A 17,587-nucleotide genomic window follows, 5' to 3' on the forward strand; every position below is an offset into this window, starting at 1 on the left:
GATCAGACATGTTCACCGCTCGTTTTTGAACCGTGAATCACGCCGCAAAACGGAAATCAATGGGTCCTGACCCTAGATGTTTTCGCATCTTTTCATTACCCAATAACGGATTGCGCGAAACGGAACTTGATTGCCGACGCAGCGGTTTGTCAAAGCGAGATAGGTTCCCTCTTACAAAACTGCTGCGTGCTTGGCTGCATCAAAGGCTGTCGGGTCAGCTTGTACGTTGCTTGTAATACGTGTCTTTATGGACAATCAGCCCGTCTCGGTAGGTCAGGATGTCAACGCTTAGAAACTCTTCTTTTGAACCATCCTTGTGCACGGCTGTACGGCGATATTCGCAATAAGCCTTGTTGCCGGAAATAGCGCAGTCGAGCGTTTCCCAATGCACGTTCGCGACCTTTTCGAACAGGGCTGCAAAAGCACCACGAATGGTTTCGGCTCCTTCCAGACGCACGCCATGTTCTTCGGGGCCAACAGCGTGATCAAATGTAGCGTCGGTTGCGAAGTGTCTCATTACGGCATCGATGTCATTGGCGTTAAACGCGTCACCGACAGAGTCGACTAGGTCTCGGGTCAAAGCGGTCATGATTTCGGTCCTTTTCCTTGAAGCATATCGCAAGTGTGTTTGAAGAAGGGGCTCGCCGGGTCGACCAGCACATTCAGTTCGTCAAAGTGATCCACATCGGGCACGAAATAGAGACCCATCTTGCGGTCTGCTGTTTCGTATTTTTCGACATACATTTGTGCCTGCCTGTGGAACTCGTCGGTTTCTGCGCCGCCGACGACGACCAGCTGAGGGGCATTGGTACCCGGTGGGTGCTTGGTCATCGGGCTTTCGGCCTGGGCTTCTGCCGGATCCATTTGGATGCCCGCATTCAAAGCCTCGGTCAGGCGGACCGGCTCAAGATAGCTGAGCGGTGAGACCGGAATGCCAGATTTAATCAGGTCTGCGGGCAAGTCATCGTCAAATGCCGGCCAATCGGTCGCCATCATCATCTGGGTAATATGGCCGCCAGCGGAATGGCCCATAACGCAGAGACGGTCTGGATTGATGCCCAATGCGCCCGCATTGCGCCAGACAAAGGACATGGCCTCACGCGCTTCTTCTGAAATTCTCGTGATGGTCACAGACGGGCAAAGATCGTATCCGATGACAACAACATTGAACCCCGCCTCAACAAACGGCGGCGCAATGAAGCCGTAGATCGATTTGTCGCCACGCTGCCAATAGCCGCCGTGGAAATAGACCAATGTCGGTGCGGCGGTGTCCGCGCAGCGGAAGACATCCAGCTTTTGTTTTTCACCTTCTCCATAGCGGATATCCAGGCTGCAATCGGATGTTGCACGCGCGTGGGCGCTGTCGCGGCTCCACCCGGGAATGACGGTCACTTCATAGTCCGGCCGCCCAGCCCGCAAATTGTACTGCGCGTCGAATTCGTCAGGGCTGAACCGGGTGTGGAAAGTCAGGTGATCACTCATGATACTGCCTCCGATTGGGGCGCGGAAAAGAACGCGCCGCGACAAAAGACCAGCGGAGGAACGGGTGCATGGGCATAGTTCACGACACGTCCCAAGAGGATTTCATGATCACCTGCATCAACCCGGTTGTGCACGGTGCATTCCAGATGCGCAGATGCACCGGGGACCAAAGGCGTCTTGGCCCCAGGAGTCCATTCCGTATCGGCAAACCGGTTTTCCACATTGCTGGCAAAATGCAACGCCAGAGCTTTCTGATCCGCGGACAGGATGTTGACCGCGAAATGATCAGACCTGGACAGCGTCGGGAACACGCGACCCGATTTTGCGACACAGACAGAGATCACAGGCGGTTCGAGTGAGACCGAGGTGAAGGAGTTGGCGGTCAGGCCCCATGGCATGCCCTCGGGGTCATAAGTGGCCACGATTGTGACCCCTGTCGGAAAAGCGCCAAGCGCACGGCGAAAGTCACGCAAGTCCATCACAGAACTCCTTCACTGACACAGGCCTTTTCAAGGGCGGCCCACTCATCCGGGTTTGTGCCGAAATGACGCATGACGTGACCCCGGTATGCGGGGCGTTCCGCCAATCGTTCGTACCACGCTTCGACATTGGGCAACGGTGGGCGGTCGACCTCGACATTGAAATAGCGATACGCCACGCAACCCAGCGGAATATCCGCCATGGTAAAGCTGTCGCCACAGACATAGGCCTTATCCGCAAGGTGCTGATCCAGAATGGTCAGTGCTTCATGCGCCTCATCGCGAAGTTTGGCGATCTGTTCCGGGTCCCGTTGGTCGGATTGGGTGCGCACAGTTGCAAAAAACAGGTAAATCACCGGCCCGAAGGCACGGCTGGCGGACCACTCCATCCATTGATCCGCGATGGCGCGGGTCTGTAGGTCAGAGGGGCTAAACGTTCCCGCGCCGTACCGGTCGCAGAGATACCGCACAATGGCGAGGCTTTCCCAAAGCGCGAAATCCCCATCGCGGATCGCCGGGATCATTTTGTTGGGATTGATCTGCGCGTACATATCAGTGTCGAGCTTGCCAAAGCTGCCCCCGGCCAGTTGCAGCGTATAGTCCAATCCCAACTCATTGGCTGTCCAAATCACCGGAATAACGTTTGATGAATAGGGCCGCCCCCAAATTTCAAGCATGTTCCAACATCCTTTTCTGCGCGATGGATTGTGTCCCGAATTTTGGAACGACATGCTCAAACAGTCGATGCCAACTGGACAGGATTTTCTCATAGGGAACGCCAGTGTATTGCTGCATCAACATGAGGTGGTCGAGGCCGATGGTTTCCTGCCGCTCGGCAAAACGATCCGCTACATATTCGGCGTCACCAACCACAATGATCCCGCGTTTATTGAGGAAATCGAACCAATCCATCTCTTCGTCCTCAGAAGTCATCTCTTCGCCGACATCAAGATAGCCATGTTTTGTCCACTCGCCCTTGGGGCGCGACCCGCCGAGGAATTCGTAATAGGCATTGATCGGGCCACGAATAGTGGTCACAGCCTCCTCCATGCTTGCACCAACATAGAAGGCCGTGCAGACGCCAACGCCTTCCCCTGGTTTCACATTGCGCCCTTCACGTTTGGAAAGCGCCTCGCGGTAGGGTTCCCAGCAGGCCAGTGTCGCCTTGGGTCCAGCGGCCATCGAGATCACACCCCACCCTTTTTCACCAGCAAGCTTGAATGTAGGAGGCGCATTCGACATGAGCCAGACCGGTGGGTGCGGATCAGAATACGGGCGTGGATGCACGTATATCGCTTTGTACTCGCCATTCTCGTCGTGATAGCGCGGGTCCAGCGGTTCAAAAAAACGGTTGGTTTCTTTCCAGCCTGGAACTGGGAACTCATAGAACTCACCTTGATGGGTGAAGGCGTCGTTGGTCCACGCCTTCAGAATTATATCCAGGCTCTCTTGATAGAGGCGCATCACCTTGCCGTTGTCGCGCCGATCCGCGTCCGAATTGAACTGGATAGTCGAGCGCTCATTGATACCCTTGGCGACACCAAAATCGAACCGGCCCAGCGACATGTTATCCAGCATCGCCGCGTCTTCGGCCACGCGCAATGGGTGCCAGTCCGGCAAGATGATGGGCGCCGTTCCAACCCGCAGTTTTGTGCAATGAGCAGCCACATGCGTACCCATCTGGATCGGGTTGGGCGGCGCGTTCATATAGCCGTTATGGGCAAAGTGATGTTCTGTGAACCAGGCGGTCGTGAATCCAGCCTGCTCTGCCAGCGAACATTGTTCGAGGATCATCTCCAATGTCCGGGTCCAGGGAATCGTCTCACCAGGACTGAAATTGGCAATCAAATCAAAGCGCATAGCGATCTCCCGGACAGATGTGGTAAGTTGAATTATTACCCAATTTTCAACTAAGTTGAATTTTACTCGAAAAATCAACAAAAATCTCTTATCCCGAATGCATGAATAGCAACGTTACTGATACTGACACTCAACGGCTTGGCAGCGAAATCCGCGAAGTGCGCAAGGCGCGTGGCCTGACGTTACAAGACCTTTCGGAAACGGTATCCTGCTCGACGGCGTATCTGAGCCGGATCGAGCTGGGATCAGCAAAAACATCGGCGGAGCTTCTGCGAGAGATCAGTGAAGCGCTCTCGGTCGATCCCAACTGGTTCTTTCCCAAGCAATCGGGTGCCGGACCATTGGAGCGCAAACACGTCGTACGCAAAGAAAATCGCAGGGCGCTTTCCAACATGTACACGCGAACAACCCAGGAGTTGGGATTCGAAGACGAACTGCTATCCAGCACACTATCCGGACAATGCTATCTGATCCTGTCCCGGTTCCGCCCAGGGGCCGGTACACCGCCCGAACCCCAGGAAGGCTATTCCTTCGAGGGCGAGCAACATGCGATCGTCTTGAGTGGCGAAGTGGAGCTGCGCCTTGGTGAAGAAATCATAGTTCTTCGCAAAGGCGACAGCTTTTCCTACCCTTCAATGATCGCGCATCGGTTCCGCAACCGGACTGACAATGAGGCCACAATGGTCTGGGCGATGTCGCCAATACGGATTACTTGGTGATTATTGGCCAGCCATCGCTATTGCGAGAATTGCTTTTGATACAAAGCAACGGATAATGGCATTCGGAAAAGCCCACAGGTCTGACCTAACTGCTTGGGCCAAAACCAGTCATTTGGTCAATAGAGACAACAGTTGGCTTTGTCCTGCGATCTGTAAATTCGACCACTAATCGCCGCTACGGTCTGCATGAATGGTTACCCCTTCCGCTGAACAGCAACACCAGATTCTCCTCTCGCACTGCATTTGAGACACTGCGTCCGCTCGCAGCTAACCATCGCGATCTCGCTCTCTTCGATATGGCCATCGACAGTAAATTGTGCGGCTATGGCTTGGTCACGATTGAAGTCTATGATGTCATGGCTTCTGGTCAGATCCATGAGCAAGCTTCAGACCTGCAAAGCAAGACTCGGAGACCCCTCCACTTCGAGATTCTTGAAGGAACCAGAACTCAGTCGAGAGGTGAATGGAAGACAAAACTAGGGTCGGGTTTGATTACTTTTTAGCAGGGCGTTTCCATGAGCGTTTGGGCATTTCAATGCGCAGATCGTGCGTGATTGGGCCAAGTCTATAGGTTTTTCGAACTCGTTGGTGCTGTCGTGTTGCTCTGCAGCGGAATTTGGTCTCTGTTGCAAGAAAGCCGTCTTATGAGAGGTCACAATGCCCCAAGCATCCGCCACCAATCGTCGTATTGTTCTCGCCAATCGCCCAACCGGACAACCGGACGAGAATACACTGCGCCTGGAAACCACGAGCGTTCCTGAACCTGGACCAGACGAAATGCTGGTACGTACGGTGTATCTGTCGTTGGATCCTTACATGCGCGGCCGAATGAATGACGCAAAATCCTATGCCGAACCCGTTCCGATTGGCGGTGTTATGACGGCGCAGGTCGTCGGGCAGGTGGTCAAATCCAACATCGAAGGATACGAAGTCGGTGAGTATGTGCTCAATACAAGCGGGTGGCAGGATTTTGCTGTCTCAGACGGAACGCAGGTCGTTAAGTTGGGGAAATCCCCGGACAACCCGTCTTGGTCGCTCGGAATTCTCGGAATGCCAGGCTACACGGCTTATGCCGGGCTTCTGAAAATCGGGGAGCCAAAAGCCGGTGAAACAGTTGTTGTGGCTGCCGCAGCCGGCCCGGTAGGCGCAACAGTCGGTCAGATCGCAAAGCTAAAAGGATGTCGCGTAGTGGGCATCGCAGGCGGTTCTGAAAAATGTGCTCATGTAGTCGAAAACCTTGGATTTGACGCGTGTTTGGACCATCGATCTGATGATCTGGCGGCGCAACTGCGCGAAGCTTGTCCAAGTGGAATTGACGTGTATTTCGAAAACGTTGGCGGCAAAGTTCTCTATGCCGTATTGCCGCTCTTGAACCCGTTTGCACGGATGCCCGTCTGCGGGATTGTATCCTGGTACAACCTGCCCGGCCTACCGGACGGCCCGGATATGGGCCCTGCGATCATGGGCACGATCCTGCGGATGAAAGTCAGAATGCAGGGTTTCATAATCTTCGACAACTTTGGTGCCGACGTGTATCAGGAGTTTGTCCGCGATATGACGGCTTGGCTCAAAAACGGTTCAATAAGCTACAAGGAACATGTGGTTGAGGGGCTGGAAAATGCTCCGGAAGCATTCAATCAACTGCTGGCCGGCGGAAACTTTGGAAAGATGGTCGTAAAAGTTGGTTAGCCGGACACGCAGCCAGACATTGCATCGTTCTTTGGATGGTTCCATCGTCAAAGTGCCGCCCAAAGCTGCAGTTGAGCCAAAGGTTCGATCTTCTCGGCTGATCCCGAAATCTGCCATTCGGGCGACTGGAAGGATGCGCCACTTTCAGAAGTTTAGTCCCCCGTCACGGCATTCGGATGACGCTCGACCGGGATTTTGCGTGGGGGCACATTGCTTTGGGAGGCGTGTATGTCGCCAGCGGCGACGCAAATGCAGCCGTCAGATACTCGAGTTTTTCAACACAATCGGCTCATAGCGGCCATCGAAGCAAACGCAGCATTCGATGATATTGTAATACGTCAACGTCAGGTTGGCGCTGACGTCAGACATCTCCCATCCCTCTTCAGGCGGAATTTGTCCGGCACCTTGCATGTAAATTTTCTGCTCCGGATCGCCGAAGAAGCCGAGACAGAAGCCTAGTGAAACCGCCTGCGCCACTTCGCGGAGCGCATCCACAAAGGCCGGGTCTGTGTCCTGACCTTCATCGACAAAGATGACCGGAAAGCCTGCAGTGCGCGTGGGCCTCCGGCTCGTGCGCCAAGGACTCCGCTTGCAGGCCATGGCAGTTCCTGATGACGTGCCGGTCCGCAACGGCCTAGACACAATGGCCGACAACCGAAAGATTGCCCAAAAAAAAGAAAGTGTTGCGCCATACATTCAACTTATGGATAGTTGATCCCACTCGAAATGTTCTACGGGCGGACAAAGTCTCTCGCTTGGTGCTTGTCTGCGACCAACTCAAGTTTCACTGTTAGCGAATGTGAGGGAGTGACCGATTATGCCAGTTTCGTATTTGAACAGGGCCGTCGCGGCCGGGTTCCTGATTTTAAGCATTGGGATTGCGCCGGCGCTTGCCCAGGAAGGCAGCGCGGGCGGCAAGCCGAACGTTCTCGTCATTTGGGGCGACGACATCGGCCAGTCCAATATCTCCGCATACACAATGGGGTTGATGGGTTATCAAACGCCGAATATCGACCGGGTTGCCAGAGAAGGTATGATCTTCACCGACTACTACGGTGAACAATCCTGCACCGCTGGCCGGTCATCCTTTATCATGGGCCAGTCGGTCTTCCGCACCGGCCTTTCCAAGGTCGGCCTGCCCGGTGCCAAGGAAGGTATGCAGATCGAAGATCCCACCATTGCCGGCCTCCTCAAAGCCGAAGGCTATGCCACCGGTCAATTCGGCAAGAACCATCTGGGAGACCGGGATGAACACCTTCCGACGAACCACGGTTTCGATGTGTTTTTCGGAAATCTCTACCATCTGAACGCCGAAGAAGAGCCGGAAAACGAGGACTACCCGAAGGATATGGTGTTGGCAGACGGCACGACGTTCCTTGAACGGTTCGGTCCGCGTGGTGTTTTGAACGTGACCGCGACCTACGGCGAAAATGAAATCACCCAGAATATCGAGGATACCGGGGCTCTGACCCGGAAGCGGATGGAGATTGTGGACGACGAGACATCAGATGCTGCAATTGCCTGGATGGAGGAACAGACCAACGCCGGCACCCCGTGGTTCCTGTGGTGGAGCGGCACACGGATGCATTTCCGTACCCACGTCAGCGAAGAGAACCGCGCGCTCGCGGATGAGTTATACAATGGGGAAAAAGCTGATGAATACACTGCCGGCATGATCGAACACGACATGGATATCGGCAAGTTCCTCGAAAAGCTTGACGAGCTCGGCATCGCCGATAACACCATCGTGTTCTATTCCACTGATAACGGCGTCCATATGAACACATGGCCGGATGCCGGAATGACCCCGTTCTGGGGCGAGAAGAACACCCAGTGGGAAGGCGCCTGGCGGGTGCCTGCTATGGTCCGCTGGCCCAGTAATATCGCGCCCGGAACGATCTCGAACGAGATCGTGCATCACATGGATTGGCTGCCAACATTCCTGGCCGCTGCAGGCAATGAAACCATCAAGGAAGATTTGCTTGAAGGCATCACCGTTCCGGAAATGGCAGGCCGCGAGTATCGCGTCCATCTCGACGGCTACAACCTATTGCCAATGCTCAAGGGTGACACGGACAAGAGCCCGCGTAATGAGATCTTCTACTTCACTGACGACGGCGACCTCGCGGCGATCCGGCTCAACAACTGGAAGATCACCTTCCTCGAGCAGAAGGCCTGGGGAACTCTCCGGGCCTGGATGGAGCCGCTGACGCCGCTGCGCGTGCCGCTGATCTTCAATCTGCGCCGCGACCCTTATGAACGTGGTTACCGGACGTCGAACACCTATTACGACTGGCTGCTCGACCATGCCTTCATGCTGGTGCCGGCCCAGGCTTATGTAGGGCAGTTCCTGGCAACCTTCGAAGAATACCCGCCACGGCAGGAGGCGGCTTCGTTCAGCCTCGACAAGGTAATGGAGAAGCTGTCGCAGCCGGGCGGCTCGCAGTAGACTCATTCCAGTTCGCCCCGACGGAGTATTCCGTCGGGGCGCGTAATTTTCCGGTTGCCTCGGCATCCCTTTACCTGCACTTGCGGAGGTTGTCCCCATGCGTGCTCTGCTAATTTCAATTCCTTTGACAATTCTGTTTGCATCAGCTCCGCTCGCAGACCCTTTGCCGTCTTGGACGGGCACGGCCACCAAGGATCGGATCATTGCGTTTGTCGAAGGCATAACGGACCCGGATTCACCTGATTATGTCACCCCGGCCGCGCGTATTGCGACCTTCGACAATGACGGCACGCTCTGGGCAGAACAGCCGGTCTACTTTCAACTGCTATTTGCCATCGACCGATTGAAAGAAATGGCCGCTGCTGATCCCGGGGTGCTCACGTCTGACGTGCTGCGGGCCGCAGTCGAAGGCGACATGGAGACAGTGGCCGCCTCGGGCACTGAGGGACTGTTGGAAATCGTCTCCACCACCCACTCCGGCCTGACGGTGGACGAGTTCCAAGCCGCCGTGCGCAGCTGGCTGGACACGGCCAGGCATTCCGGCACAGGCCTGGCCTATGACCAAATGGTTTATCAACCCATGCTAGAGCTCTTGACCTATCTGCGAGATGAAGGCTTCCGTACTTACATCGCCTCAGGCGGCGGCCTGCATTTCATCCGGGTGTTCTCTGAAAGCGCCTATAACATTCCGCCCGAGCAGGTCATCGGGTCCATCGGAAATGGCAGTTATTCCGCCGGGGACGGACCGCCGCGGGTGATGAAGGACCCCGGTTTATTCTTCATCGACGACAAGGCAGGTAAGCCCGTTGCTATCGAGGCCCGCATCGGGCGCCGTCCGGTGATCGCAGTGGGAAATTCCGATGGAGATTTCCAGATGCTTGAGTGGACTACTGCGGGCGATGGTGCGCGGCTGGGCATCCTGCTGCACCATACTGACAGCGAACGCGAATACGCTTACGGCCGTGAAAGCCATATCGGGCAGCTTGCACGCGGACTTGATGAAGCAGCCAGCCGCAGTTGGCTGGTAATCGACATGGCCCGTGATTGGGAGCGGATCTGGCCGAGCCGCGAATGAAGCCCTGCACCATCCCTGTGCATGAACGCCCCAGAAAATCGGATGGCCCTCTGAAAATGCAGATTGTAGTCTTGATCCTTCTCTTGCTGCTGGGTCTGCCAGCGATGGCCCAGAGCCTTGACGGCTACTTGGGGTCGGATCGTTGCACCGGTTGCCATAAGGACAGTGCCGCAGGCTGGGCAGGATCGCATCACGCTCAGGCCTGGACAACGCCGTCGCGGGAGACGGTCGCAGGTGACTTCGGCGGAACGGCCTTTCACCATGACGGTATGACTGCCCGGTTTCAGACAGGAGCGGAGGGCGAATACTACGTCGAGGTGATCGAAAAGGATGGATCGCAGGCGGAATACCAAGTGCATTCGGTTGCGGGGATCGAACCGCTGCAGCAATATCTTCTCGAGACCGAACCGGGGCAACTGCAGAGTTTTGACGTGGCCTGGGACACCGAAGAGGAGAAGTGGTTCCACCTTTATCCGGACCAGACCCTGCCTCCGTTGGATGGTCTGCATTGGACAGGTCCCTACAAGACCTGGAATGCGCGCTGTGCAGAGTGCCACGCCACCGGGTTCCTCAAAAACTACGACGCAAGCCGTTTAAGCTATGCATCAACCCAGGTAGAAATAGGCGTTGGCTGCGAGGCCTGCCACGGACCGGGAAAGGACCACGTTGATTGGGCTGATACATGGGAAACGACAAGGACACCGCCGCCCGCAAACCATGGATTTCCTGTGGATTTCGCCGATCCTCGGCAGGCAGTTGAACAATGTGCGACGTGCCATTCCAGACGCGAGGCCAACTTGGACGGCAACCCGGTGCCAGGCACGCGTTTTCATGATGCCTACACGCTCGCACTTTTGCGCCCAGGACTTTACCACGCGGACGGGCAGATCCAGGACGAGGTCTATGTCTACGGCTCCTTTCTGCAATCTAAGATGCATGCTCGGGGCGTGACTTGCCTGAATTGCCACGGCGCGCACAATCTGGAGCTGAAGGCAGAAGGCAACGGCCTTTGCACCCAATGCCACAGCGCGGCGGGCAATCCGGATTTCCCAACACTCACAGCAGCGGACTACGACAGCCCTGCACATCACTTCCACCCGGAAAACAGCGCCGGAGCGAAGTGCCAGTCCTGCCACATGCCAGAACGCGTCTACATGGGCAACGACTGGCGCGCCGATCACTCCTTCCGCATTCCCCGGCCGGATCTTTCGCCGGTGACGGGAGCACCGGATGCCTGCACCGCCTGCCACGGCGGCCAGGACGCAGCCTGGGCAGCTGCACAGATTTCCGCTTGGTATCCGGACGACAGAAATCGTGGCCGACATTACGGGGAGGTGCTGGCGCGGGGACGTGCCGATGCGGCAGCGGCGGCCAGCGACTTGACCGCGCTCGCGCAGGATACCAGCCAGCCGGGCATCGTGCGGGCCACTGCGCTCTGGCTTCTGGAGCAGTCCAACGACCCGCTGTTCGCCGCTAGGCTGACGGACCTGCTGCGGGACCCGGATCCGCTTGTCCGCGCTGCCGCGGCCTCTCTGCAGCGCCTTGCACCGCTTCAGGAAAGGGGCAAGCGCCTGGCCGCTGTCTTTGCCGACCCTGCTCGCAATGTGCGCATGGCCGCTGCCCGCGCGATGCTGGGTGATACGGAGAACCGCCTCCAGAACGGAACCGCCAGAGAGCTGCAAGCCGCCATGGCTGAATGGCAGGATGCCATGGCAAACCGGCTCGATTTTCCTGAAACCCACCTCCAACTGGGCGGTGTGGCACTGACCATGCGCAACATGGGCATGGCCACATCCGCGTTCCGCGAGGTGGTGCGGCTGGATCCGCAACGGCTGGATGCATGGATGATACTGGCCAGGATCACAGCGGCAACCCAAGGACGCGTTGCTGCCGCCGCGGTTGTGGCAGAAGCTCTGTCAGCCAATCCGGAACATCCCGCACTTCTGGCCGCACAGGCAGAGCTGGAAGGAAAACCTGCGCCGCAAGGAGATAGCGAGTGACTGCTCTTGCCAGAATCCGGAACCTCAGAGCGGACCGCTGAGCTGCTCAGCTTCTGCTATCCCTGAAGCCACCCTGCACACAATGAAACGTTAGCTCAAAAGGCACTGCCTATGAAAACGATCTTGACCGCAATCGTGCCGGCAGTTGCCGGCATCCGGGCCCGCGTCTGCTCAGAATACTGACTGGAACTACGAGGCAACGATCTACCTGTTCGCGCCCGAGACCAAAACCGCAATCGATACACCCTCAGGGCAGATCAAGGGCGCACTCATGTTTGGCGACGCGCTTGAGAATCTGGACTTTGCCTTTATGGGAGCCTTTGCCGCCAGTAACGGGAAATGGAGCTTTCTCACCGACTATATGTACACGGACCTGTCCTTCGGCAACGAGATTGTATCTTTGATACTAGAGATGCGCCGCAAAGCGTGCCAGCCCTCATTGGTGGCGGCAGACATCCACGGCATTTCTTCATGTAAAGAAGATACTATCTCGTCCACCCAGTGCTCGTCTCTCGGCTCCACCAAGCGAACCTTATTCATTAGTGGGCGCAGTCGTTAGATTTCTTTCTCCGAGAGATGCCCAAGACCTGAGACTTCAGCCCTGTGTTGTGGGATGCGCTTAACTAGATTTTTGATGCGCCGCTTGTCATCTCAAGTTAGCGCTACACCATCCGATAGTTCGCGAGCAACTTTATCGAAATCATTTCCGCCGAGATCGAACGAATGTTCATCGTCTCCGATGAATTCTCTGGCTAGCCGCGTTTTGCGCAATTTCTTCAAATATTCAGTGAACCGATGCGTAAGAGCATCTTTTTCAAAATTGGGATCAGTGGCGAGTAGGAGTTTGATGGTCTTCATAGCAGTTCCCTCATCTATCCAGTGAGAAAAACCGACCGACAACGTGCGAAGAAGAGTAGAATTGAGAAGCAGCCAACGGTTGGCCCTAACAGGGGCAGATCAGAGAAACCGTATGAGAAAGATATGCTGCGATGTCGTCATAGAATGAAACAGCCCTATTGCCGGACGCACGTCAATACCTTCGTACTATTGATACTGGCTGAGAAAGCATCTGTTAAGAAAATAAACGCTTTCCCACCCCTATGATAACAAGGGGATTTTGATACTAGGCCGACAAAGACCTTGTCTTTGGGCGAAAAAATCGCTGATTTGGGTCTCAATTGCTTGGTGTACCAACAACAGAATCCACTACTTCAGCTCACCCGCATTTAGAGTGACCGCAGCTACGGCAGGTCATGCATCCTTCGATCATCACCATGTCGAACTGACCGCAGGACGGGCAGGCTTTGCCGCGGGGGCCGTCGAGGTTGACCACTTGCGCCTGAGGGTCGGATTTCAGCCCCATCCCTTCGCCCTCAAGGAAGCCTATATTGATCAGGTGCTGCTCGATCACTCCGCCAATCGCGGCCAGGATCGAGGGGATGTATTTGCCTTTCACCCAGGCCCCGCCACGCGGGTCGAACACCGCCTTGAGTTCCTCGACCACAAAGGACACATCGCCGCCCCGACGGAACACGGCCGAGATCATGCGGGTCAGCGCAAGCGTCCATGCATAATGCTCCATGTTCTTGGAGTTGATGAATACCTCGAACGGACGACGGCGGCCGCCAATGACAATGTCATTTATGGTCAGGTAAATCGCATGCTCGCTGTCGGGCCATTTCAACTTATATGTTGACCCCTCTAGCGATTGTGGGCGGTCCAGCGGTTCGGACATATAGATGACATCACCGCCATCAACCTCGTGCGGCGCATCCGCACTTTCTCCAGGAGCTTTGTCGGCACTCTCTGATACGGTCAGAACCGACCCCGTCACATCGTTGGGGCGATAGGTCGTGCACCCTTTGCAGCCCTGATCCCAGGCCTGCATGTAGACATCTTTGAAAGCGTCAAAGCTGATATCCTCGGGGCAGTTGATCGTCTTGGAAATCGAGCTGTCGATCCATTTCTGTGCCGCCGCCTGCATCTTGACATGATCAGACGGAGGCAGCGTCTGCGCGTTGACGAAATAGTCGGGCAGGTCCTTATCACCAAACTTGTCGCGCCACATCTGAACGGCGTAATCCACGACTTCTTCTTCGGTGCGTGAGCCATCTTTTTGCAGGACCTTGCGCGTATACGCATAGGCAAAGACCGGTTCGATCCCCGAAGAGACGTTGCCCGCGTACAGGGAAATCGTCCCCGTCGGGGCAATCGACGTCAGCAGCGCGTTGCGGATGCCGTGTTCGCGGATCGCATCGCGTACGTCGTCATCCATCTGCAGCATTGTGCCGCTGGCCAGGTACTTCTCGGCTTCGAACAAGGGAAACGCCCCCTTTTCCTTTGCCAAATCGACCGACGCCAGATACGCGGCGCGGGCGATTGCGTGCAACCAGCGCTCGGTCTGACGCGCCGCCTCGTCAGAGCCATAGCGTAGACCCAGCATCAACAGTGCATCGGCCAGCCCGGTGACACCCAAACCAATGCGGCGTTTATCTTGCGCCTCGGCCTCTTGTTCGGCCAGCGGGAATTTCGAGGCGTCGACCACATTGTCCATCATGCGAACGGCGGTGGCGACCAGCTCTTGCAGCGCGGCCTCATCGAGATGTGCGGCATCCTCGAACGGTCCGGTCACCAGACGCGCCAGGTTGATCGAGCCCAACAGACAGGCGCCATACGGCGGCAGGGGCTGTTCACCGCAGGGGTTCGTCGCCGCGATGGTCTCGACATAGCTGAGGTTGTTGGCCGCATTGATCCGATCGATGAAGATCACACCTGGCTCGGCATAGTCGTAAGTGGCCTGCATGATCTTGTTCCATAGATCGCGGGCCTGGATGGTGTGATAGACCTTGCCATCAAACACCAGTTCCCACGGGCCATCGGCCTTGACTGCCTCCATGAACGGATCTGTCACCAGAACCGACATGTTGAACATGCGCAGACGGGCCGGGTCGGATTTGGCGGTGATGAACTGTTCGATATCGGGATGATCGCAGCGCATGGTCGCCATCATCGCCCCGCGGCGCGACCCCGCAGACATGATCGTGCGGCACATCGCGTCCCACACATCCATAAAGCTCAGCGGCCCCGAGGCGTCCGCCGCCACCCCGTGTACATCCGCGCCACGCGGACGAATGGTTGAGAAATCATAGCCGATCCCCCCACCCTGCTGCATGGTCAGGGCGGCCTCTTTCAACATATCGAAAATACCGCCCATGCTGTCTGGTATGGTTCCCATGACAAAACAGTTGAACAGGGTCACCCGGCGTGCAGTGCCCGCACCGGCGGTGATGCGTCCGGCGGGCAGATATTTGAAATCCTCCAACGCCTCAAAGAACTTGTCTTCCCAATGAGCAGGGTCCTGTTCCACGCGGGCCAGATCGCGAGCGATACGGCGCCAGCTGTCTTCAACCGTTTGGTCTATGGGCGTTCCATCCGCATGTTTAAAGCGGTATTTCATGTCCCAGATCTGCTCGGCGATGGGGGCGGCAAAGCGGCTCATTGGTGATTCCCTGTCTTGAAAGAGGTATCCAGATTAGCCCAATTCGCACCTTCACCACAACACCTTGATGAAGCGGTGCAGAAGGCTACAATATAAAGGTAGCCTTGGGACGACTCTGTGGGAAAGCTGTGGATAAGTACGTAAACCTCATAAAACTGTCCGTCGGATCAGAAAGCGTCGACACGCTGATCGCATGGCAGGAGAGTCGCATGCCTCTTTACGAGGACGGATTGCCGCGCCACGTGACACGCATGTGGCCCAAACGCGAGGCAGAGATTCTGAATGGCGGATCAATCTATTGGGTGATCAAAGGCGTTGTGCAATGCCGTCAGCGCATCCTACGAATGGACGAAGTGATCGGGGATGACGGCATTCGCCGCTGCGCCATTATTCTGGATCCTGAGGTTCATCGCACCCAGAACGCCCTGAAGCGCCCCTTTCAGGGGTGGCGTTATCTCAAGCCCGAGGACACCCCCGCCGATCTGCCAAAAACCCGCGCGCAGGACGATGCCCTGCCCGATGATCTGAACCGCGCGCTGGCGGATATCGGCGTGCTGTAATCAGGCCAGTCGGTCGAGCACCTCAGTCAGAACATCCTTGTCTTCGTCCGTATACTTGGCCACCCGGCTGCGCCATAGGGTTGCTTGCGATTGCAGGATCAGCCCGTCTGTCAGAATTTTCAGGTGGTTGGCACGCAGGGTTTCCCCCGTTGATGTGATATCGGCAATCGCTTCGGCGGTTTCATTCACTACCGTGCCTTCGGTCGCCCCCTGGCTGTCGACCAGCGTATAATCGGCCACGCCCGCATCTGTCAGAAATTCACGCACCAACCGGTGGTATTTGGTGGCAATCCGCAGGCGGTGGCCGTGGGTCTTGCGAAAAGCCGCCGCCGCCGCGTCAAGGTCATCAAGCGTGTCCACGTCGACCCAGCAGGCTGGCGTAGCGATGATCAGATCGGCCTTGCCAAACCCAAGCGGAGAAACTTCTTCGACCTGCTGTTCCCAGCGCGGCAGTTTTTCATGCACCAGATCAATTCCGGTGACGCCAAGATGAATGCGACCAGCAGCCAATTCACGCGGAATTTCCCCCGCCGATAACAGGATCAGCGAGACACCCTCGATCCCTTCCACCTTACCGGCATATTCGCGGTCCGACCCACTGCGAGACAGGGTGATGCCGCGCTTTTCGAACCACGAAAAGGTCTTTTCCATCAACCGGCCCTTTGAAGGCACGCCCAGTTTCAGGCTCATTGGGCGTCCTCCTCAATCTCCAGCATCAGGTCCGGGCGCAGCACGCCGCCAACTGCAGGGATTTCTGCCCCTTTGCCCAAGTGGCGGGTCAGTGCATCATAGCGCCCCCCAGTGGCAATGGGTGGCAAATCCGGCCGGCCCTCGGCGTAGAAACCAAAGACAAACCCGTCATAATACTCCATCGAGGTCCGGCCATAAGACGCTTCGAAATCCAACCTGTCCACATCCACGCCGCGCGCTTGCAAGGCCGCGATCCGCGCCTCAAGCCGGTCCAGTGCCGGGGTGATCTGCGGCAAGTCCACCGCCACGTCGCGCAGCTGTTCAAGCGCAAAGGGCATGGTTTCGCGGACGTTCAGCAGGGTTTCCAACCCGGCCAATTCGTTGTCGGAAATCGGTGGGGTATCACGATCCTCACGCAGGGCTTCGATCCGCGCCTGAATTTCAGAGGCGCGGCGCTTGCCGATCATAGGCGCGTCGGTTGCCAAAGGGTCAGCAGCCTCGAGTAAGGTCTTGCGTCCTTCAGGCCCCGGCTTGCGCCCAGCGAAACGGTCCAGCAAGACGCGAAAACGGCGGGGCCGCCACAGATGGCGCATCAGGGCCGCCTTGCGCCGGTCGGAAGTCCTCAGCCCCTGGACAGCAGCGGTCAGGATACCGATATCTCCGCTTGCCGCCCGCAGGGGCAACCCACGCAGTTGCAGCGCAAACAGCGAAAACACTTCGGCATCGGCACTGGCCGGATCGGTTCGATCAAACACCTCATACCCGACCTGGATATATTCATTCGCGCGATCCGGATCGTGTTCCTGCCTTCGAAACACCTCACCCGAGTAGGTATAGCGCGCCGGTTCGGCACCGTCGGACATGTGCATCTGCACCACCGGCAGCGTGAAATCCGGGCGCAGCATTTGTTCACCATGCAGCGCATCCGAGGTCACGTAAGCACGGGCGCGAATGTCTTCCCCATAGAGGTCCAGCAACGTTTCAGCCGGTTGCAACAGAGGCGGATCAACAACCCGGGCACCTGCGGTCTCGAAACGCACGCGCATCATCGCGGCGCGCGCCTGTATCTGAGTACGGTTGGCCAT

General features: G+C 56.7%; 17 protein-coding genes. 7 read left to right on the top strand and 10 right to left on the bottom strand.

The genetic code is table 11. The features are described from left to right. Positions 1 to 214: 214 nt before the first annotated feature. Genes AC2FIZ_RS19565 through AC2FIZ_RS19585 form a run of 5 tightly spaced genes read right to left on the bottom strand, consistent with a single transcriptional unit; the run spans position 215 to position 3,821 of the window. Positions 215 to 589: a nuclear transport factor 2 family protein gene (locus AC2FIZ_RS19565; RefSeq protein ID WP_271952617.1), complete on the bottom strand. Its 375-nt coding sequence runs from the start codon at positions 587 to 589 to the stop codon at positions 215 to 217. Continuing rightward, complete coding sequence (locus tag AC2FIZ_RS19570; protein WP_496791505.1) at positions 586 to 1,482, bottom strand: alpha/beta hydrolase; 897 nt, start codon at positions 1,480 to 1,482, stop codon at positions 586 to 588. Before AC2FIZ_RS19570 ends, AC2FIZ_RS19565 begins: the two co-directional genes overlap by 4 nt. Further along, the gene (locus AC2FIZ_RS19575; protein WP_281973656.1) at positions 1,479 to 1,961 is read right to left on the bottom strand and encodes a flavin reductase family protein; all 483 of its coding nucleotides are present in this window, start codon (positions 1,959 to 1,961) and stop codon (positions 1,479 to 1,481) included. The genes AC2FIZ_RS19570 and AC2FIZ_RS19575 overlap by 4 nt, the downstream gene beginning before the upstream one ends. Continuing rightward, positions 1,961 to 2,638 (bottom strand): glutathione S-transferase family protein, encoded by a 678-nt coding sequence (locus AC2FIZ_RS19580; RefSeq protein ID WP_281996098.1) that lies wholly within the window; start codon positions 2,636 to 2,638, stop codon positions 1,961 to 1,963. Before AC2FIZ_RS19580 ends, AC2FIZ_RS19575 begins: the two co-directional genes overlap by 1 nt. Further along, positions 2,631 to 3,821, bottom strand: coding sequence for an LLM class flavin-dependent oxidoreductase (locus AC2FIZ_RS19585; RefSeq protein WP_281973654.1), 1,191 nt, complete (start codon positions 3,819 to 3,821; stop codon positions 2,631 to 2,633). Before AC2FIZ_RS19585 ends, AC2FIZ_RS19580 begins: the two co-directional genes overlap by 8 nt. A 101-nt stretch (positions 3,822 to 3,922) precedes the next feature. On the opposite strand from AC2FIZ_RS19585, the gene AC2FIZ_RS19590 reads away from it, so the two are divergent. Both AC2FIZ_RS19590 and curA read left to right on the top strand, forming a co-directional pair. Continuing rightward, positions 3,923 to 4,540, top strand: coding sequence for a helix-turn-helix domain-containing protein (locus AC2FIZ_RS19590; protein ID WP_496690527.1), 618 nt, complete (start codon positions 3,923 to 3,925; stop codon positions 4,538 to 4,540). A gap of 657 nt (positions 4,541 to 5,197) precedes the next feature. Further along, positions 5,198 to 6,229, top strand: coding sequence for an NADPH-dependent curcumin/dihydrocurcumin reductase (gene curA, locus AC2FIZ_RS19595; protein ID WP_496791506.1), 1,032 nt, complete (start codon positions 5,198 to 5,200; stop codon positions 6,227 to 6,229). Positions 6,230 to 6,487: 258 nt separating this feature from the next. Here curA and AC2FIZ_RS19600 read toward each other — a convergent pair whose 3' ends face one another. Then, positions 6,488 to 6,829, bottom strand: coding sequence for a UvrD-helicase domain-containing protein (locus tag AC2FIZ_RS19600; RefSeq protein ID WP_271952627.1), 342 nt, complete (start codon positions 6,827 to 6,829; stop codon positions 6,488 to 6,490). A 217-nt stretch (positions 6,830 to 7,046) separates the two neighbouring features. On the opposite strand from AC2FIZ_RS19600, the gene AC2FIZ_RS19605 reads away from it, so the two are divergent. The 4 genes from AC2FIZ_RS19605 to AC2FIZ_RS19620 all read left to right on the top strand — a co-directional run bounded on the left by AC2FIZ_RS19605 (position 7,047) and on the right by AC2FIZ_RS19620 (position 12,312). Further along, on the top strand, positions 7,047 to 8,678 hold the full coding sequence (locus AC2FIZ_RS19605; RefSeq protein WP_271952628.1) for an arylsulfatase: 1,632 nt from the start codon (positions 7,047 to 7,049) through the stop codon (positions 8,676 to 8,678). Between the two features lie 97 nt (positions 8,679 to 8,775). Continuing rightward, positions 8,776 to 9,753, top strand: coding sequence for an HAD family hydrolase (locus AC2FIZ_RS19610; protein WP_496791508.1), 978 nt, complete (start codon positions 8,776 to 8,778; stop codon positions 9,751 to 9,753). Between the two features lie 56 nt (positions 9,754 to 9,809). Then, on the top strand, positions 9,810 to 11,753 hold the full coding sequence (locus AC2FIZ_RS19615; protein ID WP_496791509.1) for a multiheme c-type cytochrome: 1,944 nt from the start codon (positions 9,810 to 9,812) through the stop codon (positions 11,751 to 11,753). Between the two features lie 145 nt (positions 11,754 to 11,898). Further along, a complete protein-coding gene (locus tag AC2FIZ_RS19620) occupies positions 11,899 to 12,312 on the top strand; it encodes a hypothetical protein (protein WP_496791510.1) in 414 nt (137 codons plus the stop codon). Between the two features lie 92 nt (positions 12,313 to 12,404). Here the strand turns inward: AC2FIZ_RS19620 and AC2FIZ_RS19625 are convergent, their stop codons facing one another. Beyond that, positions 12,405 to 12,611, bottom strand: a complete 207-nt coding sequence (locus tag AC2FIZ_RS19625; RefSeq protein WP_281996093.1) for a hypothetical protein — start codon at positions 12,609 to 12,611, stop codon at positions 12,405 to 12,407. Between the two features lie 358 nt (positions 12,612 to 12,969). Beyond that, positions 12,970 to 15,252, bottom strand: coding sequence for an adenosylcobalamin-dependent ribonucleoside-diphosphate reductase (locus AC2FIZ_RS19630; RefSeq protein ID WP_496791511.1), 2,283 nt, complete (start codon positions 15,250 to 15,252; stop codon positions 12,970 to 12,972). Between the two features lie 128 nt (positions 15,253 to 15,380). Here AC2FIZ_RS19630 and AC2FIZ_RS19635 point away from each other — a divergent pair, with 128 nt between their 5' ends. Then, positions 15,381 to 15,812 (top strand): DUF1489 family protein, encoded by a 432-nt coding sequence (locus tag AC2FIZ_RS19635; RefSeq protein ID WP_281973647.1) that lies wholly within the window; start codon positions 15,381 to 15,383, stop codon positions 15,810 to 15,812. Here the strand turns inward: AC2FIZ_RS19635 and hisG are convergent, their stop codons facing one another. Further along, a complete protein-coding gene (hisG, locus tag AC2FIZ_RS19640) occupies positions 15,813 to 16,502 on the bottom strand; it encodes an ATP phosphoribosyltransferase (RefSeq protein ID WP_496703847.1) in 690 nt (229 codons plus the stop codon). Then, positions 16,499 to 17,587: an ATP phosphoribosyltransferase regulatory subunit gene (locus AC2FIZ_RS19645; protein ID WP_496791513.1), complete on the bottom strand. Its 1,089-nt coding sequence runs from the start codon at positions 17,585 to 17,587 to the stop codon at positions 16,499 to 16,501. Before AC2FIZ_RS19645 ends, hisG begins: the two co-directional genes overlap by 4 nt.

This window comes from Ruegeria sp. CDSB022 (assembly GCF_059611145.1).

Bases quoted from the DNA above. Each gene is read 5' to 3' on its own strand.
- AC2FIZ_RS19590 (WP_496690527.1), top strand. From the start codon at position 3,923: ATGAATAGCAACGTTACTGATACTGACACTCAACGGCTTGGCAGCGAA.
- curA (WP_496791506.1), top strand. From the start codon at position 5,198: ATGCCCCAAGCATCCGCCACCAATCGTCGTATTGTTCTCGCCAATCGC.
- AC2FIZ_RS19585 (WP_281973654.1), bottom strand. From the start codon at position 3,821: ATGCGCTTTGATTTGATTGCCAATTTCAGTCCTGGTGAGACGATTCCC.
- hisG (WP_496703847.1), bottom strand. From the start codon at position 16,502: ATGAGCCTGAAACTGGGCGTGCCTTCAAAGGGCCGGTTGATGGAAAAG.
- AC2FIZ_RS19580 (WP_281996098.1), bottom strand. From the start codon at position 2,638: ATGCTTGAAATTTGGGGGCGGCCCTATTCATCAAACGTTATTCCGGTG.
- AC2FIZ_RS19610 (WP_496791508.1), top strand. From the start codon at position 8,776: ATGCGTGCTCTGCTAATTTCAATTCCTTTGACAATTCTGTTTGCATCA.
- AC2FIZ_RS19600 (WP_271952627.1), bottom strand. From the start codon at position 6,829: ATGGCCTGCAAGCGGAGTCCTTGGCGCACGAGCCGGAGGCCCACGCGC.
- AC2FIZ_RS19565 (WP_271952617.1), bottom strand. From the start codon at position 589: ATGACCGCTTTGACCCGAGACCTAGTCGACTCTGTCGGTGACGCGTTT.
- AC2FIZ_RS19630 (WP_496791511.1), bottom strand. From the start codon at position 15,252: ATGAGCCGCTTTGCCGCCCCCATCGCCGAGCAGATCTGGGACATGAAA.
- AC2FIZ_RS19575 (WP_281973656.1), bottom strand. From the start codon at position 1,961: ATGGACTTGCGTGACTTTCGCCGTGCGCTTGGCGCTTTTCCGACAGGG.
- AC2FIZ_RS19605 (WP_271952628.1), top strand. From the start codon at position 7,047: ATGCCAGTTTCGTATTTGAACAGGGCCGTCGCGGCCGGGTTCCTGATT.
- AC2FIZ_RS19615 (WP_496791509.1), top strand. From the start codon at position 9,810: ATGCAGATTGTAGTCTTGATCCTTCTCTTGCTGCTGGGTCTGCCAGCG.
- AC2FIZ_RS19645 (WP_496791513.1), bottom strand. From the start codon at position 17,587: ATGGCCAACCGTACTCAGATACAGGCGCGCGCCGCGATGATGCGCGTG.
- AC2FIZ_RS19570 (WP_496791505.1), bottom strand. From the start codon at position 1,482: ATGAGTGATCACCTGACTTTCCACACCCGGTTCAGCCCTGACGAATTC.
- AC2FIZ_RS19625 (WP_281996093.1), bottom strand. From the start codon at position 12,611: ATGAAGACCATCAAACTCCTACTCGCCACTGATCCCAATTTTGAAAAA.